21 protein-coding genes are annotated in these 23,499 nt (G+C 42.2%); 18 read left to right on the forward strand and 3 right to left on the reverse strand.

Annotated features, from left to right (window positions below; genetic code table 11):
• Window positions 1–281 precede the first annotated feature (281 nt).
• From NPUN_RS30595 to NPUN_RS30605, 3 genes are all read left to right on the forward strand, one after another.
• Complete coding sequence (locus NPUN_RS30595; protein WP_012412276.1) at window positions 282–632, forward strand: hypothetical protein; 351 nt, start codon at window positions 282–284, stop codon at window positions 630–632.
• A 273-nt stretch (window positions 633–905) separates the two neighbouring features.
• Window positions 906–2,258 (forward strand): histidine phosphatase family protein, encoded by a 1,353-nt coding sequence (locus NPUN_RS30600; protein ID WP_012412277.1) that lies wholly within the window; start codon window positions 906–908, stop codon window positions 2,256–2,258.
• A 212-nt stretch (window positions 2,259–2,470) separates the two neighbouring features.
• Entirely contained in the window at window positions 2,471–3,775 is a 1,305-nt protein-coding gene (locus NPUN_RS30605) for a dihydroorotase (RefSeq protein ID WP_012412278.1), read from the forward strand.
• Here the strand turns inward: NPUN_RS30605 and NPUN_RS30610 are convergent.
• Window positions 3,772–4,173, reverse strand: a complete 402-nt coding sequence (locus tag NPUN_RS30610; protein WP_012412279.1) for a VOC family protein — start codon at window positions 4,171–4,173, stop codon at window positions 3,772–3,774. The two genes, NPUN_RS30605 and NPUN_RS30610, sit on opposite strands and share 4 nt — an antisense overlap.
• Before the next feature lie 19 nt (window positions 4,174–4,192).
• Window positions 4,193–4,990 carry an acetolactate decarboxylase gene (gene budA / locus NPUN_RS30615; RefSeq protein WP_012412280.1) on the reverse strand — a complete coding sequence of 266 codons (798 nt, stop codon included), beginning with the start codon at window positions 4,988–4,990 and terminating at the stop codon, window positions 4,193–4,195.
• Between the two features lie 388 nt (window positions 4,991–5,378).
• Between budA and NPUN_RS30620 the strand changes: the two genes are divergently transcribed.
• From NPUN_RS30620 to coaBC, 9 genes are all read left to right on the forward strand, one after another.
• Window positions 5,379–6,326, forward strand: coding sequence for a zinc-binding dehydrogenase (locus NPUN_RS30620; RefSeq protein WP_012412281.1), 948 nt, complete (start codon window positions 5,379–5,381; stop codon window positions 6,324–6,326).
• Between the two features lie 293 nt (window positions 6,327–6,619).
• The gene (locus NPUN_RS43740) at window positions 6,620–6,781 is read left to right on the forward strand and encodes a hypothetical protein (RefSeq protein WP_234711006.1); all 162 of its coding nucleotides are present in this window, start codon (window positions 6,620–6,622) and stop codon (window positions 6,779–6,781) included.
• A 29-nt stretch (window positions 6,782–6,810) separates the two neighbouring features.
• Window positions 6,811–7,611: an SDR family oxidoreductase gene (locus NPUN_RS30630; RefSeq protein ID WP_012412282.1), complete on the forward strand. Its 801-nt coding sequence runs from the start codon at window positions 6,811–6,813 to the stop codon at window positions 7,609–7,611.
• Window positions 7,612–8,055: 444 nt separating this feature from the next.
• Window positions 8,056–8,970: a TauD/TfdA dioxygenase family protein gene (locus NPUN_RS30635; RefSeq protein ID WP_012412283.1), complete on the forward strand. Its 915-nt coding sequence runs from the start codon at window positions 8,056–8,058 to the stop codon at window positions 8,968–8,970.
• 164 nt (window positions 8,971–9,134) lie between these two features.
• A complete protein-coding gene (locus NPUN_RS30640; RefSeq protein ID WP_041565726.1) occupies window positions 9,135–10,514 on the forward strand; it encodes an LLM class flavin-dependent oxidoreductase in 1,380 nt (459 codons plus the stop codon).
• 472 nt (window positions 10,515–10,986) lie between these two features.
• A complete protein-coding gene (locus tag NPUN_RS30645) occupies window positions 10,987–11,787 on the forward strand; it encodes an RMD1 family protein (RefSeq protein ID WP_012412285.1) in 801 nt (266 codons plus the stop codon).
• A 262-nt stretch (window positions 11,788–12,049) separates the two neighbouring features.
• Entirely contained in the window at window positions 12,050–12,655 is a 606-nt protein-coding gene (locus NPUN_RS30650; protein WP_419788447.1) for an alpha/beta hydrolase, read from the forward strand.
• A gap of 154 nt (window positions 12,656–12,809) precedes the next feature.
• Complete coding sequence (isiD, locus tag NPUN_RS30655) at window positions 12,810–13,022, forward strand: protein IsiD (RefSeq protein ID WP_012412287.1); 213 nt, start codon at window positions 12,810–12,812, stop codon at window positions 13,020–13,022.
• A 115-nt stretch (window positions 13,023–13,137) separates the two neighbouring features.
• Entirely contained in the window at window positions 13,138–14,343 is a 1,206-nt protein-coding gene (gene coaBC, locus NPUN_RS30660) for a bifunctional phosphopantothenoylcysteine decarboxylase/phosphopantothenate--cysteine ligase CoaBC (protein WP_012412288.1), read from the forward strand.
• An 86-nt stretch (window positions 14,344–14,429) separates the two neighbouring features.
• Here coaBC and NPUN_RS30665 read toward each other — a convergent pair whose 3' ends face one another.
• The gene (locus NPUN_RS30665) at window positions 14,430–15,641 is read right to left on the reverse strand and encodes an SMP-30/gluconolactonase/LRE family protein (protein ID WP_012412289.1); all 1,212 of its coding nucleotides are present in this window, start codon (window positions 15,639–15,641) and stop codon (window positions 14,430–14,432) included.
• A 28-nt stretch (window positions 15,642–15,669) separates the two neighbouring features.
• Here NPUN_RS30665 and NPUN_RS30670 point away from each other — a divergent pair, with 28 nt between their 5' ends.
• The 6 genes from NPUN_RS30670 (at window position 15,670) to NPUN_RS30695 (ending at window position 22,687) form a co-directional block, all read left to right on the forward strand.
• Window positions 15,670–17,148 carry a PQQ-dependent sugar dehydrogenase gene (locus NPUN_RS30670; protein ID WP_012412290.1) on the forward strand — a complete coding sequence of 493 codons (1,479 nt, stop codon included), beginning with the start codon at window positions 15,670–15,672 and terminating at the stop codon, window positions 17,146–17,148.
• Window positions 17,149–17,570: 422 nt separating this feature from the next.
• Window positions 17,571–17,927, forward strand: coding sequence for a hypothetical protein (locus NPUN_RS30675; protein ID WP_012412291.1), 357 nt, complete (start codon window positions 17,571–17,573; stop codon window positions 17,925–17,927).
• Window positions 17,928–18,030: 103 nt separating this feature from the next.
• Window positions 18,031–19,053 (forward strand): spore photoproduct lyase family protein, encoded by a 1,023-nt coding sequence (locus NPUN_RS30680; protein ID WP_012412292.1) that lies wholly within the window; start codon window positions 18,031–18,033, stop codon window positions 19,051–19,053.
• Window positions 19,054–19,108: 55 nt separating this feature from the next.
• Window positions 19,109–19,348 carry a hypothetical protein gene (locus tag NPUN_RS30685; RefSeq protein ID WP_041565728.1) on the forward strand — a complete coding sequence of 80 codons (240 nt, stop codon included), beginning with the start codon at window positions 19,109–19,111 and terminating at the stop codon, window positions 19,346–19,348.
• Window positions 19,349–19,659: 311 nt separating this feature from the next.
• The gene (locus NPUN_RS30690) at window positions 19,660–21,141 is read left to right on the forward strand and encodes a site-2 protease family protein (protein ID WP_012412293.1); all 1,482 of its coding nucleotides are present in this window, start codon (window positions 19,660–19,662) and stop codon (window positions 21,139–21,141) included.
• A gap of 316 nt (window positions 21,142–21,457) precedes the next feature.
• Complete coding sequence (locus tag NPUN_RS30695) at window positions 21,458–22,687, forward strand: tyrosine-type recombinase/integrase (RefSeq protein WP_012412294.1); 1,230 nt, start codon at window positions 21,458–21,460, stop codon at window positions 22,685–22,687.
• Window positions 22,688–23,499: the final 812 nt, after the last annotated feature.

Genomic DNA, 23,499 nt, shown 5'->3' on the forward strand with positions numbered 1-23,499 from the left:
TTGCACAATAAAATCATAACTTGTAAATAAAAATGAACTAGCCTATTACCTCTTGCCTTATTGCCTATTGCCTTATTGCCTATTGCCTTATCCCAACGACAATTATTTACGCCAACTTACTTAACTTAAAATGTATTACTATCAACATCGAACAGAAATAATTGACGACCCAAGTATATCCGCAATACAATTATTGTAGTAGAACCTAACGATAGAGTTAATTAAAATAATTTGCCCAGAGAATAAAGACAAGCAATATTAAAGATAATTTGGACAAAAAAATGAACGCTAAAATTATTGCTTTGTTGGGAATTACCGCAGCTTTTGCAAGCTTAGAAAGCCAGGTGTACGCCCAGTCACCAGCATCAAGCTTAAATCCAGGAAAATATAGATTAACAGGTGATTCTCTAGTCGGAATTGATAATAGAACAGCCCAAGATGACTTTGGAAAGTTTTTTGAGCAAACTAATCCAGCAACAATCTCTAACAATAATAGAAGAGACAAGACTCCAGTCAAAATCCACTTTAACGAGACATTATCACAGCCAGATACTTCTGTTTTCTTAACACCCGCTCAGTCTGGCAATGACAACGATGGATTGCAAGTACAGTTAGATTTAGGGAGAGAATAATCAGGTATAAAGTTGGCGCTTTCATGTAGGGTGTGTTGTTGCATAGCGCAACGCACCATTAACAATCCACTGTGCGTTAGCCTACGGCATAACACACCCTACTGGCGTGGCTGATTAAGGAAATAATTGAGGGTTTGAAACCCACAGAGGTGGGTTTTGTCTGTATAGTTGCGATTCCTAACCACCCTTTTAACTAAATCCGCTTTCCTGAGTCGGTAATTCTGCAATCATTTTGCAGTAAAATTAATCGTCTAGATACAGGAGGGCTTTGAGATGACTCGTGTCATCATTGTACGCCACGGTCAAAGTGGTTATAACACCGAGCGGCGTATTCAGGGACGCACTGATGCGTCAACATTAACCGAGAAAGGTCGTAACGATGCAAGTATTGCTGGCAAAGCCCTCAGCAATATTTTATTTAATGCTATTTACAGCAGTCCCCTGCAACGAGCAAAACACACAGCAGATATTATCCATAGTGAGTTAGCTACTCATTCTGAACAATCTGCTGTAATTCAAGTTTCTGATTTGCTACTAGAAATCGACCTTCCTTTATGGGAAGCACTGCTAACTGCTGAAGTTAAGCAAAAATTTGCCGAAGACTATCGCACTTGGCATCAACGCCCAGACGAACTGCGGATGCTGCTAAATGATGCACAGGGAACAAGAGAACATTTTCCTGTTCTTGCTTTATACGAACAAGCGCGGCAGTTTTGGCAAGAAACTTTGTCTCAGCATCAAGGCGAAACTATTCTCATAGTGGGACATAACGGCATTAATCGCGCCCTAATTAGCACAGCCTTGGGAATCCCTGCAAGTCGCTACCATTCCATACAGCAGTCTAACTGTGGCATCAGCGTACTTAATTTTGCTGGAGGATTGGGCGAACCAGTCCAGCTAGAATCTTTAAATCAGACCCAACATACAGGAGAAACTTTACCCTCATTGCGACCAGATCATCAAGGAGTCAGGTTGTTGTTAGTGCGTCACGGCGAAACCGAGTGGAATCGCCAAACCCGGTTTCAAGGACAAATTGATGTCCCCCTCAACGACAACGGTAGACAACAGTCGCAAAAAGCAGGCGAATTTCTTCAAGAGGTAGCGATTGATTTTGCAGTAAGTAGCACAATGCTACGCCCTAAAGAAACAGCCGAAATTATCTTAAAACAGCATCCTAATGTAAAGTTAGACTTGCAAGATGGTTTAAGAGAAATCAGCCACGGACTCTGGGAAGGAAAATTAGAAACAGAAATAGAACAAGAGTTTCCCGGAGAGTTGCAGCGCTGGCGCTTAGTACCCGCCCAAGTGCAAATGCCTGAAGGGGAAAATTTACAAGAGGTTTGGGAACGCAGCGTTGCAGCTTGGCAATCAATTGTGGAAGCAGCATTAACCAATCAATTCAAAACTGTATTAGTAGTAGCTCATGACGCTACAAATAAAACTCTACTTTGTCACATTCTGGGTTTATCGCTAGAAAATTTCTGGAATTTCCGCCAGGGTAATGGCGCAGTCAGCGTTATCGACTACCCTTCTGGAATCGGTGGTTTACCAGTATTGCAAGCGATGAACATCACCGCTCACTTTGGTGGAGGCGTACTAGATAAAACAGCAGCAGGAGCATTGTAAAAAAGTGAGGAGTACAGACGCGATTAATCGCGTCTGTACAAGAGTTAAGGAATAAAGTTAGGAGTGAAAAATATGAGTGATGAATAAAGTTAAAAATGATGAGCAAGGAACAAATAACTGATAATTTCTAACTCCTCTACAGACGCGATTAATCACGTCTCTTCTAACTCCTAACTCCTAACTTTATTCTTAACTCTTAACTAAAAAATTTTATGACTGAACTGCTGCAAAAAGTACGGGTAATTGACCCAGTTTCTGAAATCGACGAAATCTTTGATGTGCTGATTGCTGATGGTCATATCAAAGAAGTAGCTTCGCACATTGCTGATATTCATCCCAATACTCAAATTAGAGATTGTCAGGGATTAGTTCTCGGTCCTGGGTTAGTGGATTTGTACAGCCACTCCGGTGAACCAGGATTTGAAGAACGGGAAACCCTGTTGTCTTTTTTACAAGCTGCTACTGCTGGCGGCTTTACCAGAGTTAGCATCTTACCCGATACATCCCCAGCTATTGATAACCCTGCACTTGTGGCACAGTTGCAGCAGAAGAGGGCAGAGGGGCAGAGGGGCAGAGGGGTAGAAGAGAATTTGTCTCCCTTGCTCCCCTGCTCCCCTGCTCCCCTGCTTCATATCTGGGGTGCTATCACCCTAGATGTTGCTGGAAACCAAATGACAGAATTAGCAGATTTAGCGTCTGCTGGAGTTGTTGGTTTTAGCGATGGTAAGCCCTTTGAAAATTTGGCGCTGGTGCGGCGAGTGTTAGAGTATCTCCAGCCTTTGGGCAAACCAGTCGCATTTTGGCCTAGCGATCGCCAGTTAACTGCAAATGGTGTAATGAGAGAAGGGCCAGATGCACTCCGTTTCGGTTTACCCCCAATACCCGCCAGCGCAGAAACTACTGCGATCGCAGCAATGCTTGAATTGGTTGCAGCCATCGGTACACCAGTCCATATCATGCGCGTCTCCACATCTCGCAGCGTGGAATTAATCGCCTCAGCCAAGGCTGCTGGTTTACCCATCACCGCCAGCACCACCTGGATGCACCTTTTACTTGATACAAAAGCAGTTAAGAGTTATCACACTAGCTTGCATTTAGACCCGCCTTTAGGAAATCCGCGTGATGTTGCGGCGTTACGTGCAGGGGTACGTGCGGGTGCGATCGATGCGATCGCTATCGATCACACACCCTACAGCTACGAAGAAAAAGTCCAAGCCTTTGCCGAAGCCCCTCCAGGAGCGATTGGTTTAGAATTAGCATTACCTTTGCTGTGGCAATATCTCGTTGAAACTGAGGAATTTACAGCTTTAGAATTATGGCGGGCATTAAGTATCCGTCCAGCAAAATGTTTGGGGCAAGAAGTTAGTGCAATCGTACCTCATCAACCAGCAGAACTTACTTTATTTGACCCCCAGAAAATCTGGAATGTTGAACGAAAAAGTCTTTATACACTTTCACAAAATACACCTTGGTTAGGACAACAGTTGAAGGGTCATGTTGTGCAAACCTGGTGTTAAACTTCTCTACCGCCTGTATGTGAAGAAGTCAGCGTCAATAAATAGCCATCCGGCCCAGTTAAGGTAAATGAACTGTGGATTCTGCCTGTTTCGATTTCAGAAACAGTCAGTCCCCACTTTTTAAAAGTATCTCTGGTGGCGACAACATCATCTACCATCAGATCAAAAGGTGAATTCATTCCAGGTGCGATCGCCTCTGAACTTGTTCTCAGAACTAAGTGCGTTCCTCCCCGTAATTCCAAAACAGCTAATTGTTCTGATTGGGTAATCAGCCGCAGTCCTATCTTGACGAAAAAATCGCTAGCCTCCGGTACATTACTCACATATAATCTTACATGCCCAATCGCCACAGGTGGGCGGGAATCCGTTTCTTTGACAATAGTTTCTGGTAGTGACATAGCTTTTATTCAAAAATATTTACTTAGGTTCAAATCTGTTGACTTCAGCTGGTTTGCCATCTTCCAAATCAGCTTGGACAAATTCAGCAGTCTTAGGCAAATTTATCTCAACGTTTAATAGAGGATCAATTTCTATTTTAGCATTTTGGAATTGTCCATCTAAAATATGCCCTCCAGTTGTGTGATTTGCAGCGATGAAATGAAAGTGATAGCCATTAACATTTACTCCTTGCATATATTCGGGTGTCCGAAAACCGACTAAAGTTCCATTGATATTCCTTAATTCAAAAATTGATTGTCCTTTTAATGCTTCAGCTAAAGAACGATAAGGCGGAGTTTGTTTAGGAGGAATTCTAAATTTCACATAAGGAAAATTACCTTGGATACGAATAGCATAAGGATAATTTTTAGTTGGTAAGCGCCGATCTAAAGATTGCTGCAATTGTTTATAATTCATCCGCCCTTCTAGATTAATTAATGTTTCTGGTTGAAAAAAGGTGACTGTAGCAAAAGGGCTTGTCATCGAATCAGGAATAACAGAAGCAACCCCATCAGCTTTTATCTGGTAAAATTTGCCATCTAATCCAACCATTTCTCCATCCAGAGCATTTACTGTCCCCAAACCAAAATTACCGTGTTTTCTCAACTGCTTAAAATTAGTATTGCCGTCAAAAATTCCCACTGCAAGAGCGCTAATTGTTGATGTTTGAAATAGGGTATTTGATGACGTATATTGCTGAGTTCTAGCGGGTAAAATAGCAAATAATAGTGCAGTAATGGTTAAAATAGTTATCCAGAAATAACGCTTGAGTTTCATCGGGTCAAAGATATAAAAGTTTTGAATTTAGAATTTCCTCATCCTACCTAGCGAAATCTAGAGACACTTGGAGAGCAGCTAGTCATACAGCCATGTAGGAGGCGGAGATTTACAGCGACTAGCTTACAACACAGCAATAGATGTAAGCATTGATGCAACAAATCTTTTTGCAAGGTGCTTGATTATTCTGGCTGTCTGTGATAATTTTCTTCTTACGTTCTAAAAATACTGTAAACCTATTGTGTTGCCGTAGTTTGTAAAATTTCGTTAATCTAGTTACAGGGATTTGGAATTAAGAAGAAATAACTAATCTATCGAGTTTATCTATTGCAGACAGTACATTGCGAACCAACAAACTAGAAATTAATCTCTAAGCCAGGGCAACCTTATGAGCAAAATACGTGCTGTGATTGTTGACCCCAATGTGCCGGGGCGTTTGGCACTGAGTGAAGTGAATGCACCAAAGCCTGCCCCAGATGAAGCTCTAGTCAGGGTGGCGGCGATTTCTCTCAATCGGGGAGAAATAAAACGTTCAACCACTGCTGAGGCTGGTTGGCAGCCTGGTTGGGACTTGGCAGGTGTAGTGGAAATCCCTGCGGCTGATGAGTCTGGGCCTCCCCAAGGAGCGCGTGTAGTTGGCTTACGCCGCGCTGGTGCTTGGGCGGAACTTGTATCTGTTCCTACTAACGCCTTAGCAGAACTGACGCCATCGGTATCTTTTGCTCAAGCTGCCACCCTGCCTGTAGCGGGTTTAACCGCGTATCATGCAGTACTAAAAGGTGGTTCACTGTTAGGTCGTCCAGTTCTGGTTACAGGCGCATCAGGAGGCGTTGGTTACTTTGCTATCCAATTGGCGCAACTATCAGGGGCGCAAGTAACAGCACATATTCGTCAAGCTGGATATGAAACTTTGGTTAGAGAAGCAGGGGCACAATCGGTAGTGATTGGCGAAGACCTTTCACCTGCTAGTGAGTATGGCCCCTATCATCTAATTATAGAGTCAGTGGGTGGTAAGACTTTGGGGGTAGCCCTTGGCTTACTAGCGCAAGATGGAAAAACTGTGCTGTATGGAGTATCTGGGGGAGCAGAAGTGACATTCAACGCTGCCCAATTTTTCGGGACTGGTAGCGTGAGCCTGTATGGTTTACGTCTGTTCGATGAATTGAGATTTGAATCAGCCGCAGTCGGTCTAAAACGGCTTTTGAGTCTAGTAGAAGTCGGTCAGTTGCATCCTCACATTGATTTAGAAGCTTCTTGGACACAAATAGCTGATGTAGCCCAACAACTACTCGACAGGCGTTTTCCTGGTAAGGCTGTGTTGCACATTTCCAACTGAAGTATTACCGAATAATTCGTAATTAATTCTATTTTTATGTACTCATTTATGGATAGAGACTAATTTTCTTTCTTGCTGCAATCAAGCAGATTTATCAGTGGGGTGATAATTACGAATTATGCTGATTTCTGGTTCAAATTAGATCGGCTTGTAGCTGCTAGTCAGATCGAGATAGATCGCCAAAAAGGGACATCACATCCAGTTATCCATCTTTTGTTTATCCACTAGATTATGGATACTTACAAGATACTCAATCTGGAGATGGAAATGATATTGATGTTTGGATAGGTAGTTTGCCTATTCAAACAGTAACTGCTGTGATTTGTAGTGTTGATTTGGAAAAGCGAGATACAGAAATCAAGATACTTCTGGGTTGTACATCTGAGGAAAGCCAAGCCATCTTGGATATCCACAATACAGGTTCTCAATCGGCAATATTATTGGTTCGTAAATAAATTAGTTACATTTGTGAGGGTAAATTTCTATGAGTTTAGAACTAAAACTATTAGGTAAAACCGCTATTGTTACAGGAGGAAGTGCAGGAATTGGATTAGCTACCGCCAAAGCACTTTATAGTGAAGGTGTAAATGTTGCGATCGCAGCCCGCAATCAAGAAAGACTAGAAAATGCAGTAGCTGCCATCCAGTCCCTACCAACTTCTGGTGCTAAAGTTATTGCCATCAGCGCCGATCTGACTAAAGCAGAGGATGTTGAAAAAGTTGTCTCCACAACATTAGCCCAATTTAATCAGATTGATATCTTGATTAACAATGCAGGTTCAGCCCGTGCTGGGTCTTTCCTCGAATCCACTGATGATTTATTTTTGGATGCTTGGAACTTAAAATTATTGGGCTATATCCGCTTGGTTAGAGCCGTTGTCCCCCATCAAAAAAGTCGCGGTGATGGACGGATTGTCAATATAGTTGGCGGTGCAGGACGTACACCTCGCCCTAACTTCCTAGCTGGTGGTACAAGCAATGCTGCTTTGTTGAACTTCACAAAGGGCATTTCTAAAGAGCTAGCCGAGTACAAGATTCGCATTAATGCCATATCGCCTGGTGCTACAGCTACTGAGCGTGCCGAGACTTTAGCTCTACAAAACGCCCAAGCGCAAGGCATTACCGTCGAGCAAGTGAAGGCACAAAACATCCAAAGTATTCCTTTAAAAAGAATCGCCCAACCAGAAGAAATTGCCGCGCTGGCGCTATTTTTGGTGTCGGATCTAGCTGCATCGATTACAGGTACAGAGATTATCGTTGATGGCGGTTCTACTCCTGGTATTTAGCAGATGAAAAGAATTAGAAATCAGCAGATTTTTCCTTCAATCCAAAATTGAATGACTGCTGACGACCTAAGAGGATATTTGAAAAGTCCTCTTGTCGGTATCAAAAATTTTAGATCCCCCTAAATCCCCCTTCAAAAGGGGGGACTTTGATTCCGGTTCCTCCTTTTTTAAGGGGGGTTAGGGGGGATCTAAAGTGCCTAAAATCACAGCGAAACACTTTTCAAACAACCTCTGAGTAAAAACATTGGCCCTTTCAAGATGACTTGTAAAAGCTGTTTTTTCTCTCTGCGCTCTCTGCGTCTCTGCGGTTAAAAAATCTTTTCTTTAACCACAGAGGCACAGAGAACACAGAGTTAAGAGGTTAAAGAGGAGTTTCTTGTAGGCAAATTTTCACCCAACTTGAAAAGGCTAGTCCCAAACATAAATTTATTGGAGATAAAAATCATGGGTTCTCAATACTTTGATATCAAACCAGTTGCAGGACGTATCGGTGCTGAAATTATTGGCGTTAATCTGAGTTCTAATCTTAGCGACGATATCATCAGTGATATTCGTAAGACTCTTGTCAAACACAAAGTGATCTTTTTCCGCGATCAGCAACAACTTGATGCTGATGGACAGGTTGCTTTCGCTCGTCGTTTTGGTGAAGTCACTACAGCCCACCCTACCGTACCATCGCTGCCAGAAAATCCTGAAGTCTTAGACCTGAATTATGGGCGCACTACTTCCCGCGCCAATAGCTGGCATACAGATGTAACATTTGTAGACCGTCCTCCTCTTGGCTCTATTTTACGAGCGCTTGACATTCCGCCAACTGGAGGCGATACAATTTGGGCAAACTCCGTAACTGCATATCAAGATTTACCTATCCATCTGCGTAATCTTGCAGACCAACTTTGGGCAGTACATAGCAACAAATACGATTATGCTACTGCATTTGACCTTCCTGAATATGCCAAGGCTTACCGAGCTGTCTTCACCTCGACTGTATACGAGACTCTGCACCCAGTTGTACGCGTCCATCCAGAATCTGGGGAGCGTGGGCTATTCATCGGCGGATTTGTGCGCCAGTTCCGTGGCTTATCAACAACTGAATCAGATGATATTCTGCGGCTGTTGCAAGCATATATCACACGTCCTGAGAATACAGTTCGGTGGCGTTGGCAAGTTGGTGACGTAGCCTTTTGGGACAATCGGGCTACTCAACATTATGCGATCGCAGATTACGGCGACCAGCCCCGCCACGTTCAACGAGTCACAATTGTCGGCGACCTCCCCGTTGGTATCGATGGGAAACAAAGTGAGGCCATCAAAGGAGACGCTTCTGAGTACAACCGACGTGAGGCGGTGACTGCGTAATACTTGGGCATGGGGCATTGGGCATGGGATGTTGCCCAATGCCCTCGGTTTTTCAGCAGCCGAATTGCTTGCTGTCCCAGGAGTGTTTAAGTCTAATAACTAAGATTTTCTTGTTCCAAACAAGAGAACGAAAAAAGCATGAGTACGCCGTCGCAAATAGAAACATGAGTACGAAAAAACAACTTAAACTTGGAGCATTTTTACCCGGTAGTGGTCATCACGTTGCAGCATGGCGACATCCCAACACGCCGGCTGATGGAGGTCTAAACTTCCAACATTACAAGCAGCTGGCACAAACAGCTGAACGGGGAAAATTTGATATGCTTTTCCTCGCAGATGGTTTAGCCGTTTGGGATCGAGGGCAAGGGACTGAGGCTTTTAGCCGTTCGGGACAATTCAGCGTCCACTTTGAACCTTTAACCTTATTGTCGGCTCTGTCTGCGGTGACAGAAAATATCGGATTGGTGGCAACATCATCAACGACTTATGATGAACCTTATCATCTCGCCCGCAAGTTTGCCTCGCTAGATTATCTCAGCGGTGGTCGTGCCGGATGGAATCTTGTAACCTCTGCTGCTGAAGCCGCAGCGCAGAATTTCAGCCAAGAAAACCACCTAGAACACTCGCTGCGCTATGAACGGGCGAGGGAATTTGTGGATGTTGTCACCAAACTTTGGGACAGTTGGGAAGACGATGCTTTTCTCCACGATAAGGAGTCAGGTATTTACTTCGATGCAGAAAAATTGCATATTCCTCACCATAAGGGTAAATATTTCTCGGTGCGCGGCCCGCTCAATGTGGCGCGTCCACCGCAGGGATATCCAGTAATCGTACAAGCTGGATCTTCCGAGCCTGGACAGGATTTAGCTGCCCAAACAGCAGAGGTGATTTTCACTGCACAACAGACATTGCCAGAAGCTCAAGCCTTCTACGCCATCGTCAAGGGGAGATTGGCTCAATACGGACGCTCCCCTGACCATCTCAAAATCATGCCAGGGGTATTCCCAGTAATTGGTAAGACTGAGCAAGAAGCTAAGGATAAATATGAGCAACTTCAGGAGTTGATCCATCCCCTGGTAGGATTAGGGCTACTTTCTGGGCTAGTGGGTGGCCATGATTTGTCCAAGTATCCCCTAGATGGGCCGCTGCCGGATCTGCCAGATACTAACGGTGGCAAAAGCCGCTTACAGCTCATAACCGATCTTGCCCGCAGAGAGAACTTAACAATCCGACAACTGTATTTGTGGATTGCAGGAGCGCGGGGACATCGAACGATTCTCGGAACACCAGAACACATTGCCGATCAGTTAGAAGATTGGTTCGTCAATGGTGGGGCTGATGGATTTAACATTATGCCACCGTGGCTACCTGGGGGTTTGGAGGAATTCGTAGACTTAGTAATTCCCGAACTGCAACGCCGAGGAATATTTCGTACTGAGTATGAAGGCAGTACCCTGCGCGAAAATCTCGGTTTACCCCGTCCAGTAAACCAGTTCACCACAAATACTGCTCCTGAACCTGTGAGTGTCGGTTCCTTTGCATAGCTTTGATCAAGGAAGGCAGGAGGCAGAGGGCAGGAGGCAGGAGGAAAACTGCCCGACGCTCTCTACTAGACGCTGCGCGAACGCAGACTAGCTTGCCGCCGGCGCTATCAGTAGGGGTCGAATCCCCTACTAATTTACTCCTTCTGCCTCCTGCCTCCTGCCTCCTTCAATGAACACCTGGCAGTGCTTTTGAAGCGACGGCTTTGATTTGCTCAAACTTCACTTTAGACAATTAGTGGGGAGTGGGTTGTTCTCCTTGTCCCTTCATATCTTTCATTCCCCACTCCTCTTTAGCCTTGATAAACCGATTCTCCCCAAACGTGTAACCAATTTCAACCGAAATACAAACGCACCTTCGCCAGTGCTAGATAGCTTTATTGGTAAGCTGAGATTGTAGCGATCTCCGATAATAGGTATTAATTGCGATCGCTAACCTCCAAGATCAGCAGACAGAAAAGCAAACAGGGCGACAATGCAAAAACTCCTTTTTAACGATACAGATAGATTTAGAGCGCAGGCCCTATTCCTTGGTAAGGATATTAACTTACAGACATTGGAAAATTACGTTTCCTTGGCGACTATGCCATTAATGGTTACAGTCGGTGAACAGGGCTGTGCGGTACTGCTAGACTATGGCGCAGTTGTCCTGTTTAACCTTAAGCCTGTAGAAAAGGTAGCCTTTTTGACTAAACTATCCTCTCAAATTAGTGGCTCCTTTGCCGAACCAGAGACAGAAGAGGTGGAAATTCATCTCAACATTGCAGAGAGTGAGAGAGTTAAGGAAGGAAAAATTTCACTGCATGAATTTAGTGTAGAACGCTTGCAGATAGTGGCTGATATCCTCGCTAAAAGTGTTGTGCTGTCTCATTATGAAACTAGCCTAGCGACTGTATTCGATCAAATTGAACCGTTTGCAGCTAGTCTCCAGCGTGAACACAGGGAAAGACGGCAGAGTCGGGAATTACTGCGTCAACTTGGGACTGCGCTGTTAGTTCAACATAAGATTGTGGGTAGAGTTGAGATCATTGATAAGCCAGAGCTGCTCTGGGAATCCCCACAGCTAGAAAACTTATATCTGCGCTTGGAGGATGAATACGAAATTCGTGAGCGTCACACTGCTTTGGAACGCAAACTAGAGCTAATTACCCAAACTGCACAAACAGTCTTGGAGTTCATGCAGCATAGCAGTAGCCAACGAGTAGAGTGGTATGTGGTGATTCTGATTGTGGTGGAGATTCTGCTGTCACTGTACGACATCATTTTCAAAGGCTAAGGTTAAATTAGAGTTATTTGTAAATCAAAAATGCTTACTGCGAATGGTTTTTGGGGATTCAGATTCATCAATAGGCGCTAAAATATTAAAAATTGGTTTTTGTGTAAGGTAAACAAAAAATTTAAATTTTTCCTACTCGCACCATGACATATAGCCATTCTTTGGGTAAGCAACAAATGCCCCTAAATGCTAAGTCTGCTTGAAGAGATAGGATCTATTAGAAAAGTAGAATTTTAGGAGTAAACCTCTGTCTTTACAATTTATTACCGTTCCTCCCGGAACTTCTCAACCCGCCACAGGGTTAATTGTTACTTTGCATGGTTGGGGAGCTAATGCTGAGGATGTCGCATCTTTGCTACCCTTGCTCAACTTACCTGATTACCAGTTTATATTACCCAATGCACCTTATCCTTATCCCTATTCCCCTATAGGGAGGGCATGGTATGACCTGCGGGTGGAAAATATGTATGAAGGCTTGGTAGAAAGTCGGAAACTGCTAATAGATTTTTTGCAATCTTTAGAAAGTACCACTGGCATACCTTTGTCACGCACTATTTTAAGTGGATTTTCTCAAGGCGGAGCAATGACTTTAGATGTAGGCTCAAAATTGCCACTAGCAGGCTTAGTTGTGATGAGCGGGTATTTACATCCTGATGCACTAACGGCAGGTCAAAGAGATATTCCGCCAACTTTAATCAGCCACGGGAAATATGATGAAGTTGTTCCACTGCAAGCTGCTTTAAAGGCACGAGACACTTTAAAATCTCTAGGAGTGGCGGCAGAATATCATGAATTTGACATGGGGCATGAAATAAATCCACAAACGTTAAAGGTGCTGCGGGATTTCGTTGTAAATACAATTAGCTAGTCAGGATTACGAATTTTTTATAAATTCTGGTATAAATGCTGAAAATTTTCACGAAATCCATGCCTTCTAATGAGTAATATATATAGGGTGGCTGCGTTCAGCGCAACTTAACCCATGCTGAAGGCGAGTGCTGCATAAGGGAGGGGCGAGCATTATGACAACTCTAAGCATTTCCAGGAAAGAAATTGCTGCTATAACTGCGGCAGAAGTAGAAGAACTGGCTACACGTCTGGATCTGGATAATTACAGTAATGCTTTTGATGGTTTAAATGATTGGCATCTATTACGAGCGATCGCATTTCAGCGTCCAGAATTAGTTGAACCCTATATCTACCTCTTAGACTTGGAACCCTACGATGAAGCGTAGTTGAGAGTTAGGAGAGACGCGATTAATCAATCGCGTCTGTACAGGAGTTAGGAGTTGGCAATTAACATTCGTAACTACTTGCTCCTAAGTTACTACTTACTCCTAACTTTTTACTATGACTAATCCAAAATTGAACAGGGTTCTAATAGGTGTAGGTGGCGGTATCGCCGCCTACAAAATTTGTGAATTGGTTTCAACGCTGTTTAAAACTGGGGTCGAAGTCCGAGTCATCCTCACCCGTTCGGCGCAAGAATTTATTACACCTCTGACAATAGCCACCCTATCTCGTCATCCCGCCTACACCGATGATGATTTCTGGAAACCAACTCACTCTCGTCCCTTGCATATTGGGTTGGGTGAATGGGCAGATGTCATGGTAATTGCCCCCTTGACAGCTAATACATTAGCAAAGCTAGCCTACGGGATGGCTGATAATTTACTTACAAATACCGTGCTGGCTTCTACTTGTCCCGTGCTGTTAGCACCCGCAATGAATACGGATATGTGGGAACAGCTATCGGTGCAACGGAATTGGCAACAGCTATTGCTCGATAGCCGATATCATGGGATGAATACAGCGTCGGGTTTATTAGCGTGCGATCGCATCGGTGCTGGTAGATTAGCAGAACCTCCAGAAATTTTGGCTCACATCCAATCGTTGTTACACACTCAAGGTAAACGAGATTTAGCAGGTAAACGAGTGTTAATTAGTGCTGGGGGAACGCGAGAGTTTCTTGATCCAGTAAGGTTTATTGGCAATCCTTCCACAGGTAAAATGGGATTAGCTTTAGCACAAGCTGCACTTCACCGGGGGGCAAACGTCACCCTAGTACATGGCCCAGCTAATTGGGATGTACCATTAGGAGTGCAAGCAATTCCTGTTGTTAGTGCCGAGCAAATGCAGCAGGCAATGCTGGAATATTTACCCAACGCTGATGTAATTGTCATGTCAGCAGCAGTGGCAGATGTGAAGCCACGAGATTATAGTACAGAGAAATTGCCTAAGCGATCGCTCCCCCAAGCCTTACCTCTGGAACCAGTACCGGATATAGTCGCCCAATTAGCACAACATAAACAGCCGTATCAGATATTAATTGGGTTTGCAGCACAAACTGGGAATATTGTCAAGCCCGCATTAGAAAAATTACAGAGTAAAAAACTAGATGCTATTGTTGCCAATCCCATCGATCAACCTGATAGTGGTTTTGGTAGCGATAATAATCAAGCGATATTTTTAGATCGGCAAGGAAATCAAGTAGCGATCGCACCTTGTTCTAAATTAGAAATGGCCCATTATTTATTTGATTTTGCCATCACTTGATATAAAGATATAAGTGATTACTTGAGGATTATCCAAGTGAACTACTCCAACCCCCATAAAATCTTTATGTAATAAGACTTTTAAGCTTAACCCAGTTTTCTGTTCCAATGATTCTTATAGATCGGATATCCTTCACCTGGGTTTTTAAGGCGTATACGATACAAGCTATTTCTTGCCGTGATGTACAAAGTTTTATAATCATTGTCTCCCCACGCTAGATTAGCTGGAACTTCTGGGACTTCAATAATACCTAGTAGATTGCCTGCGGGTGAGAAAACCCACACTCCTCCAGGTCCCGTACTGTAAACATTCCCTTTGATATCTACTTTCATTCCATCTGGAACTCCTTCCTTACCAGGATATTTTTGTTGGGCAAAAATATGTCCATTTTTCAAAAGTCCATTGGAATTAACATCAAAGACACGGATATGACCTGTTTCAGAATCATTGACATATAGTTTGGTTTCATCAGGAGAAAAGGCGATGCCATTGGGACGTACAAAATCTTTAACTAATAGAGTTAATTTTCTATCCGATGTCAGACGATAAACACCATAAAAACCTAATTCTTCTTGTTGTGGTTTAATACCATAGGGTGGATCTGTGAAGTAGATACTTCCATCTGATTTCACTACTAAATCATTTGGGCTATTAAGTCGTTTTCCTTGGTAATGGCTAACAAGTGTGACTAATTTGCCATTTTCTTCTGTACGAGATACACGACGATTACCGTGTTCAGCAGTAACTAAACGCCCTTGTTGGTCAAAGGCATTGCCATTAGCATTACCAGAATGGCGACGGAAAATCTGCAATTTTCGATTAGGTTGCCATTTATAAATTGTATTGGCAGGAATATCACTAAAGAGTAGAAAACCATCTGGATGCCAAAGCGGTCCCTCTGTAAATTTGAAATTTTTAGCAATTTTTTCAACTTGAGCATTCTTCTCAAGAATGTTTTGCAAATTATCCTGTTTCTTATAAAACTTGTGTACAGGAACTTTTAATTCTGTAATAATTACGCCATAATTTGTTATCTTAGCTACTAATCCATTAGCATTAGTCAAGGTAAATAGCTGTACTGCTTGGCCTTTTTCAGTTTTACCCCATTCCTTAAAAGTTATATTTGTATTCTGCTGATGCGAATCTTGAATCTGAGTAATATTTGTATCTAAAAATACTATTTTACCTTTAGCATTTCCCCCTTGACAAGAATACAAAATACTCATGAAGATGATAGTTATTCCAGTTGTTATAGAAATTGCCGCTAATTTTAGATTTTTAATAAATATAGGTGGCATAAACTAAAAGTTATTTATAACTGAAATAATGAAAAAATTATACCTTTTAATTCCTATCTGCATAGTTTTGCTTTTCAACTTAGCATTTTCTAATATTTCCTCAGCACAAATTATAGATCCCATCCCTGAGAAGATTGGAAAATCAAAGATTTCGGTAGGAATACAACAAATTTTGCAAATACCAGAAAGTGGTACAGGGCGAAGCAAAGAGAGAATTGCAAGATTAAATATGTTAGCCCATGCAGGTGATGGTAGCGGCAGGTTATTCGTCAATGATATGCGTGGCAAACTATATGTAATTAATAATGGTAAAGCCTCAGTTTACATGGATTTAAAAAGATTAGTATGCTCAGGCTTTAGTTATGATACTTCTCAACAAGGTTTTTCTTATTTTGCCTTCCATCCAGATTTTAAGCAAAATGGGATTTTTTATACTGTACACAGCGAAGAAAAAAATAACTCCTTTACTGATTTTCCTGTGAGGAAAAAAATTATTGATAGTTCAGGTAATATCATCGAAAGTTCTCACCATGACGTAGTTCTAGAATGGAAAACTACTAATCCTGCTGCTAATACTTTTTCTGGAAATTTTCGAGAAATGCTGCGGATTGAACAGCCATATCCAGACCATAATGTCGGACAATTGGGCTTTAATCCTAATGCTAAACTTGGAGATTTCGATTATGGAATGTTATACATTGCTACAGCAGACGGAGGAAGTGACGGTTTTCCTGTCAGCAATACAGATCCTTTAGATAATGCACAAGACCTGAGTACACCTCTAGGAAAAATTCTGCGTATAGATCCTTTTGGCAAGAACAGCGTTAACGGTAAGTACGGCATCCCTGAAGATAATCCTTTTGCTCACGATGACGACCCCAAAACTTTAGGAGAAATTTGGGCTTATGGGTTGCGTAATCCCCATCGTTTTAGTTGGGATACAAGTGGCGCAGGCAAGATGTTAATTGTTGATATCGGTCAAGCTTTGATTGAAGAAATAAATCTTGGGATCAAAGGTGCTAATTATGGATGGGGGAACCGTGAGGGAACATGGGTGATAGATGAAAAGAAGGAAGATGTTCTATTTTCCTTACCTAAAGATGATGCCAAGTATGGTTACACATATCCGGTTGCTCAATATGACCATGATTTACCCGCTGATGGACAGGGTTCTTATGCAGTTGCGATCGCAGGTGGTTATGTTTACAGAGGTAAAGCCATTCCTGAATTAGTAGGTCAGTATATTTTTGCTGACTTTGGCAACGATGGACGCTTTTTTCATGTACCTGTAGATGAACTTGTTAATGGTAAACAGGCAAAAATTAAAGAAATTAGGCTTTTTGATGGTAAAAAAGAAAGTTCTTTTTTAGAAATCATTGGTAGTAAACGTTCCGATCTCAGATTTGGGGTAGACCAAGAGGGGGAAATTTATGTAACCTCTAAGAGCGATGGCAAGGTGAGAAAATTTGTTCGTTCTCCAAATGCTAAATTTTATAAGAGTTTATAGGTTTTTCATTGCCAAAATGTTTTGAATCAGCGATCGCCCAACTCACACGTTACAAAATTTTTCTCGCACCAGTCCAGGATTGGTTGTTACTTCTAACACCCGATTTCAATCCCTGTATCGTATATGCTGTGCTTGCGGCAGAATCTATTTGTGGGTAAGCTTTTTGAGACTTAAGGGGAAAAGCCAGATTAGTGAATCGGTGTTCTAAGGATACGGCATTGTGGTGTCTCTACAACTATCCATGTTCATGCTTAATTCTTTTTCTCTACCTTTACAAATAGTGTGACTGACACATACATATCAAGCAGCGATTGAGAAAGGAAACTACTACTTTTAATTGGGTAGAACCCGTATGGAATATGGCTTTAAGTCACTTTCCTAGATTTTACAATATAGGTAAGACATAAAAATTACCTTTCTATATGAAAATACTCTCATCAGAGCTAGTCCATTTGGGATTTGGCAAATATGTGCGTTCTGACCAAGTGACAGCAGTTATACCAATAGAAGAGGAGCGAGGCCCAGGACGACGAACCTTTGTTCACGTTCAAGGGCAAAGCGATCCAATTATCGCCTCTCGCGCTGAAGATACCATCGTGCGTGATTTGGTACAGGAACCACGCGAAGTTACCCAAGCACGTCAGCAGCAGGAAATTCTTCAAGATTTATTGGTTAATTTAGCTAATGTTAATTCCACTGTGCGACGAATTAACCGTGATGAAGGCAGTTTGGATCTCGATTTGTTAGAGCGACGAATTAAGCAAGTCCTGGAAAATTAATTGCAGAAATCAGCAAACTAAATAACGGAGAATGATATTGCTGAATACAATTACAGACCAAGTTTCAGTATCAGAGACACAAACAAAATCGCCAAGGTTGTGGATGCCTGAACGGGTACTGTTTACACCTGCTGCCCTAGGTGAGGATTGGGGGCAGCAGATTCTTGCACGTGTGCAGTCACTCAACTTGCCAATAGAAGAGTTATCACAGAACCGCTTGAAGGGTCTGCGCGGTGAGTCTGAGCGCGATACTTATAACATCGCCAAGCGTACCTTAGCGGTAGTTACTGCACCGCCCAGTTCTTTTAAGCTGAGTCCCATCCCACCTTCTGCGGATTGGCAGTTTCACATTGCTGAAGGTTGTCCTGCTCATTGTCAATACTGCTACCTAGCTGGTAGCTTGTCGGGGCCACCTGTCATCCGCGTTTTTGCCAACTTACCGCAGATATTAGAGAATTTAGCTAACTACGAGCAACAGGGTAAAACCACGACTTTTGAAGTTAGCTGTTACACAGACCCATTGGGTATTGAGCATTTAACTGGAAGTCTTGCTGAATGTATCCGTTACTTTGGCACTCGTACCAATGCACATCTACGTTGGGTATCGAAGTTTGATGCTGTGGATGGATTACTCGATTTGCCACACAATGGGAATACTCGCTGTCGGATGAGTGTTAATGCAGCACCCATTTCTGGCAAATTTGAAGGTGGCACGGCATCCGTAGCATCCAGACTGAATGCATTGCGACGGTTGGCGTTACCACAAGAGCGTGGCGGTGGCGGCTATCCAGTAGGCTTGGTTATCGCGCCAATTATGCCGATAGACGATTGGCAGATGCACTATAGTCGTTTGTTTGACCAGATAAACGAGGCACTAGATTTTGACTGTAATTTTACCTTTGAGTTAATCTCACATCGGTTCACACCTGGGTCAAAAGAAGTCTTACAAGCTTGGTATCCGCAATCCAAATTAGAGATGGATGAGGCAAAACGCAGTGTCAAGCGTAATAAGTTTGGTGGGACGAAGTACGTTTACGAGAAGGACACAATGAAAGCGTTGCGTAGCTTTTTTGAGAGTGAGATTAGTAGGCGCTTTCCAAATGCTGAAACTCTTTATTGGACTTAGTACAGCATTTCATTAATTCGTAGCGAATTAAATTTGGCAAGATTCTGCATTAACAATGCAAGCCAATGCATTGTTAATGCGTGAGCTTACATTGTTAATGTGTTGGCTTGCATTGCTAATGCGTGAGCTTGAATTGTTAATGCATTGGCTTGCATTGTTAATGCGTCAGCTTGAATTGTTAATGCATTGGCTTGCAGTTTTCATGCATTTCCCTGCATTAAAAACGTTATGCTTTTACGCAAAACTGTACTTAGAAGACTACTTTGCTCAAATAGAGATTGTAATTCTTGAGTAAAAGAGCGATCGCAGAATAATATATCACTCTCAATAATTTTTAAGCGCTTTCGGCAGTTCTAAGGCTTCTCCAATCCTGGATAACTCTACACACCAATAGCATAAATTCGGCTACCATCTCAATTAACTTAACAAGAAGCAAAATTTCCTTGTTAAAGGTAAGCAAACTACCGCTCCGGTTTTTCGCTGAGTTGAGCTATGCCTACGCAAAGCCGCATAATTTTGGCAGACGACAGGCGGCGTTATACATTAATAAGTGTATCTGCAATACCGGACTTGTTCTGGCTTAGTCTCAATAGCAAAGGTTTGGAGATGTTTACTTTATCAGAAACTTCTATCCTGGCGGCAATCCTACTGGTAGCTTTAGGCATTTTGGGCTGGGGCTTTTATCGCGCCAGACCTTTTGGTAAACTGGGAATCTTAGCCTGGTTACAGTCGGTGGTGTTGATGACTCCCTGGCTGCTGTTTTTTGGGTTGTTTGCCGCAGGGATTTACATCAATATAGCGGGTATATTGTTCTTAGTGGTGACTTCCGCCGGATTGTACGTCTACTTGGGCAAACAGTTACGCGCAGCTGGGCAAGATGCCATCCTCAAACAACGCGCAACAGAAAGACTCGCGGCTAATTCCTTACTTGAAGCCAATTCCCCGAAACCAACAGTAGCAGAACTGAAACCGGAGATTCCGCCGATACCAGAAGAGGACTTGAATGCAATTAAAGGTATCTTTGGTATCGATACGTTTTTTGCCACAGAAACCATTGCCTATCAAGATGGAGTTATTTTCAAAGGTAATTTGCGGGGAGAACCAGAAGAAGTTCACAACCGTCTAACTGCAAGTTTGCAGCAACGCCTTGGCGAGCAATATCGCCTATTTTTAGTGGAAAACACGGATGGGAAACCAGTGGTAATTGTCCTGCCGAGCCGCAACGATCCCCGGCCGATGTTGTTATCCCAAAAAGCTTTTGCAGGTGTTTTGTTAATAGCAACCATTGCCACAAATCTAGAAGCTGCGGGATTACTGCTGAATTTTGATTTATTTGCCAATCCAGAGCGATTTCAAGAAGCTTTGCCCATAGGTACTGGGATATTTGCGATTTTAGTAGCTCACGAAATTGGTCATTGGTTACTTGCTAAACGCCACCAAATCCGTCTTAGCTGGCCTTTCTTTCTACCCGCAGTGCAAATTGGTTCCTTTGGGGCAATTACCCGCTTTGAATCTCTATTACCCAACCGCAAGGTATTATTTGATATCGCCTTGGCAGGACCAGCCGCAGGTGGTATCGTTTCTTTATTAATGCTGGTGACAGGCTTACTACTTTCTCACCCAGGTAGTTTATTTCAATTACCCAATCAGTTTTTCCAAGGGTCGATTTTGGTGGGAAGTTTGGCGCGAGTTGTCCTTGGTTCGGCGTTGCAGTCATCCCTGGTAAGTGTTCATCCCCTAGTGATAATTGGTTGGTTGGGGTTAATTATCACCGCTTTGAACTTGATGCCCGCAGGGCAACTAGATGGTGGGCGCATTGTTCAGGCGATTTATGGACGCAAAACCGCAGGACGCGCAACGATCGCAACCTTAATTTTACTGGCGTTAGTGTCTCTTGGTAATATGATTGCCATGTACTGGGCGATCGTGATTTTCTTCTTGCAACGAGATCAAGAACGCCCCAGCTTGAATGAAATCACTGAACCCGATGATGCTAGAGCCGCTTTGGGGCTTTTGGCTCTATTCTTAATGATTACTACACTCTTACCTCTAACTCCCGGTTTGGCTGGACGTTTGGGAATAGGATAATGCTGAGTTAGCAATATAGACATCTTGCAAAAGTAACTTTTGCAAGATGTTGGGCAAAGGTTAAAGAGGAAGGTAAAATTCCATACCTTTACCGTTTAACCCTTCCACCTTTTCCCCACTTCTGCAAGAAGTCTAATGAGTTGTAGTTGGAGATTTTGCGATCGCCTTGCAGAACTTATTGAAAAACCTGCTAGTCTTTTTAAAAGATTAGCAGGCATGGCTTATCATCAATCGGAGCGGCGGGATTCGAACCCACGACCTCCACTACCCCAAAGTGGCGTATAAGCCCTAATACATCAATGGTTTGAACAATTGCATGGCTGAGTTATGCAAGAACTATGCAACTCAGTCTATGTACGAAGCTGGTAAATCATCCTCTAGAGTACCCAAGATTAAGCCACGCAACAATAATGGTGGAATTATAATCCGGTTTCAATACCAAGGTAAGCAATATACATTATCTCCTGGTGGTAGACACGACGATAAATTAGCCATTGCTAATGCTGAAAGAGTAGCAAGCCAAATCAAAACTGACATTTTAGCTGGCTATTTCGATTACACGCTAGAAAAGTACCAGCCAAGAGTTAAACAAGCTGACAATGTTGTTTCAATCAATCAGCAAATAGTATTCAATTTAAAAGACCTGTGGGAACAGTACAAAGTAGCTAAACAGGCAAGATTAGCTGAAACTACTAAAAAGTCAATTTGGCGTGATGTCGATAGAATGCTAGGGAAGCTAATGGCAAATGATTTACTACCTGAGAATGCTTGTTTATTAGTAGGAAGATTACTTGGCTTTTATAGTGCTAGTACACTTGAGAGGTTGTTAATTGAGATAGAAGCTTGTAGTAATTGGGCATTTGAAAATCACTTAACCCATACTCACATTTGGCGTAGATTAAGAAAGCAGTTACCAGAAAGACCTAAAAGTGAGAGAAGCAAAAAAGCATATTCTAGAAAAGAAGTTGATTATATAATCCAAGCTTTTGGAGGTGATTGGTACTGTAATTTAAATTCGGCATTTAAAGATAGCTACTATGCTGATTTCATAGAATTTCTATACCTCACAGGCTGTAGACCAGAAGACGCAATAGCTTTAACTTGGGATTGCGTGAAAGATAATGTTATTGTCTTTGATAAAGCTTACTCTAAAGGCATTCTCAAGTCTACAAAAAATAACAAAGCAAGGCTGTTTCCGATTACTCCACAGATTAGACAATTGCTTGACAGAAGGGCAATTTATGTATCTACTCTGCTGAATAAGTTAGTGTTCCCCAGTCAAAAAGGTAATCGTATAAACCTAAAGGATTTTACCCAAAGGTACACCAAGCGAATTATTGAAAACTTGGTAAGTGAAGGTAAAGTCAAACAATACTTACCTACTTACAACCTGAGAAATACAAGCATCACTCATTACCTAAGACAAGGTGTAGACATAGCTACAGTAGCAGCATTGATGGAAACATCAGAAGAGATGATTAACCAGCATTACTGGAGTCCAGATGAGGATATCATCAACAACAATGTTCAATTACCAGAAATTTAAAGCTTTAGTTATCGTTTCTATTAAAAATTAATTCAATACTCAAAATCAGGTAATCATCAATTCCCTGATTTTTTTATATATCTGGTTATCACTACTCATTAAATTGGTATGAAATTATTTCAACTTGTGAGTGTTTAACTAAACCTTATAAATCAAATCGCCAAAACTTAAAACCTGATTACTTTAGCCACTTTTACGTTAGAAACTATATTTTTTACCTGCAAAGTATTAAAGTTCACTTATATCAATTTTGATACAGGTGAAATTTTATTTAAATCAAGATTTCCTCATCATCTCGGATAATGATTACTTCTCTAGGTATAGAATCATCTTCTATTCCTAACCTAGCTAATCTTTCTAGATGGAGTAAATACCATAAATAGAAGGGTTAATTAAAATGTTGACTTTACAAGGGTTTGACTTTTTATGTGCAGGTGTGGTGGGTAGTGTGCAGGTATACCTGCTTGACTGTAACGTATGCTGCATAAGGATTCTGGCTTTAGTGCAGGTGTGCAGGTGTGTGCAGGTATAACCTACTCAGCTAGAATACTTGCTGTGTATACGTTCTAGGCTTTTGTGCAGGTGTGCAGGTGTATTTCACCAAACTTTATATATTTGATGTTGTGTTATGCCCTAGCCAAATAATTGGTAACTTATTAAGTTTCTTATGTACTTTTATAAAATATACCTTCACACCTGCACACACTACTGTAAAAAACCTTGAAACTACCGTTATATATACATTTCAGCTTGTGCAGGTGTCTGTGCAGGTGTATGATATAGTAATATAGTGAAAACCTTGAAACTACCGT

The organism is Nostoc punctiforme PCC 73102 (genome assembly GCF_000020025.1).
Classification (GTDB): domain Bacteria; phylum Cyanobacteriota; class Cyanobacteriia; order Cyanobacteriales; family Nostocaceae; genus Nostoc; species Nostoc punctiforme.

What these genes read in the sequence shown, in the direction of transcription:
- NPUN_RS30685 (WP_041565728.1), top strand. Translation starts at nt 19,109, where the DNA reads ATGCAAGCCAATGCATTGTTAATGCGTGAGCTTACATTGTTAATGTGT.
- NPUN_RS30695 (WP_012412294.1), top strand. Translation starts at nt 21,458, where the DNA reads ATGGCTGAGTTATGCAAGAACTATGCAACTCAGTCTATGTACGAAGCT.
- budA (WP_012412280.1), bottom strand. Translation starts at nt 4,990, where the DNA reads ATGAAACTCAAGCGTTATTTCTGGATAACTATTTTAACCATTACTGCA.
- NPUN_RS30620 (WP_012412281.1), top strand. Translation starts at nt 5,379, where the DNA reads ATGAGCAAAATACGTGCTGTGATTGTTGACCCCAATGTGCCGGGGCGT.
- NPUN_RS30690 (WP_012412293.1), top strand. Translation starts at nt 19,660, where the DNA reads ATGTTTACTTTATCAGAAACTTCTATCCTGGCGGCAATCCTACTGGTA.
- NPUN_RS30610 (WP_012412279.1), bottom strand. Translation starts at nt 4,173, where the DNA reads ATGTCACTACCAGAAACTATTGTCAAAGAAACGGATTCCCGCCCACCT.
- NPUN_RS30645 (WP_012412285.1), top strand. Translation starts at nt 10,987, where the DNA reads ATGCAAAAACTCCTTTTTAACGATACAGATAGATTTAGAGCGCAGGCC.
- NPUN_RS30630 (WP_012412282.1), top strand. Translation starts at nt 6,811, where the DNA reads ATGAGTTTAGAACTAAAACTATTAGGTAAAACCGCTATTGTTACAGGA.
- coaBC (WP_012412288.1), top strand. Translation starts at nt 13,138, where the DNA reads ATGACTAATCCAAAATTGAACAGGGTTCTAATAGGTGTAGGTGGCGGT.
- NPUN_RS30600 (WP_012412277.1), top strand. Translation starts at nt 906, where the DNA reads ATGACTCGTGTCATCATTGTACGCCACGGTCAAAGTGGTTATAACACC.
- isiD (WP_012412287.1), top strand. Translation starts at nt 12,810, where the DNA reads ATGACAACTCTAAGCATTTCCAGGAAAGAAATTGCTGCTATAACTGCG.
- NPUN_RS30640 (WP_041565726.1), top strand. Translation starts at nt 9,135, where the DNA reads ATGAGTACGAAAAAACAACTTAAACTTGGAGCATTTTTACCCGGTAGT.
- NPUN_RS30595 (WP_012412276.1), top strand. Translation starts at nt 282, where the DNA reads ATGAACGCTAAAATTATTGCTTTGTTGGGAATTACCGCAGCTTTTGCA.
- NPUN_RS30605 (WP_012412278.1), top strand. Translation starts at nt 2,471, where the DNA reads ATGACTGAACTGCTGCAAAAAGTACGGGTAATTGACCCAGTTTCTGAA.
- NPUN_RS30670 (WP_012412290.1), top strand. Translation starts at nt 15,670, where the DNA reads ATGAAAAAATTATACCTTTTAATTCCTATCTGCATAGTTTTGCTTTTC.
- NPUN_RS30675 (WP_012412291.1), top strand. Translation starts at nt 17,571, where the DNA reads ATGAAAATACTCTCATCAGAGCTAGTCCATTTGGGATTTGGCAAATAT.
- NPUN_RS30680 (WP_012412292.1), top strand. Translation starts at nt 18,031, where the DNA reads ATGCCTGAACGGGTACTGTTTACACCTGCTGCCCTAGGTGAGGATTGG.
- NPUN_RS30635 (WP_012412283.1), top strand. Translation starts at nt 8,056, where the DNA reads ATGGGTTCTCAATACTTTGATATCAAACCAGTTGCAGGACGTATCGGT.
- NPUN_RS30665 (WP_012412289.1), bottom strand. Translation starts at nt 15,641, where the DNA reads ATGCCACCTATATTTATTAAAAATCTAAAATTAGCGGCAATTTCTATA.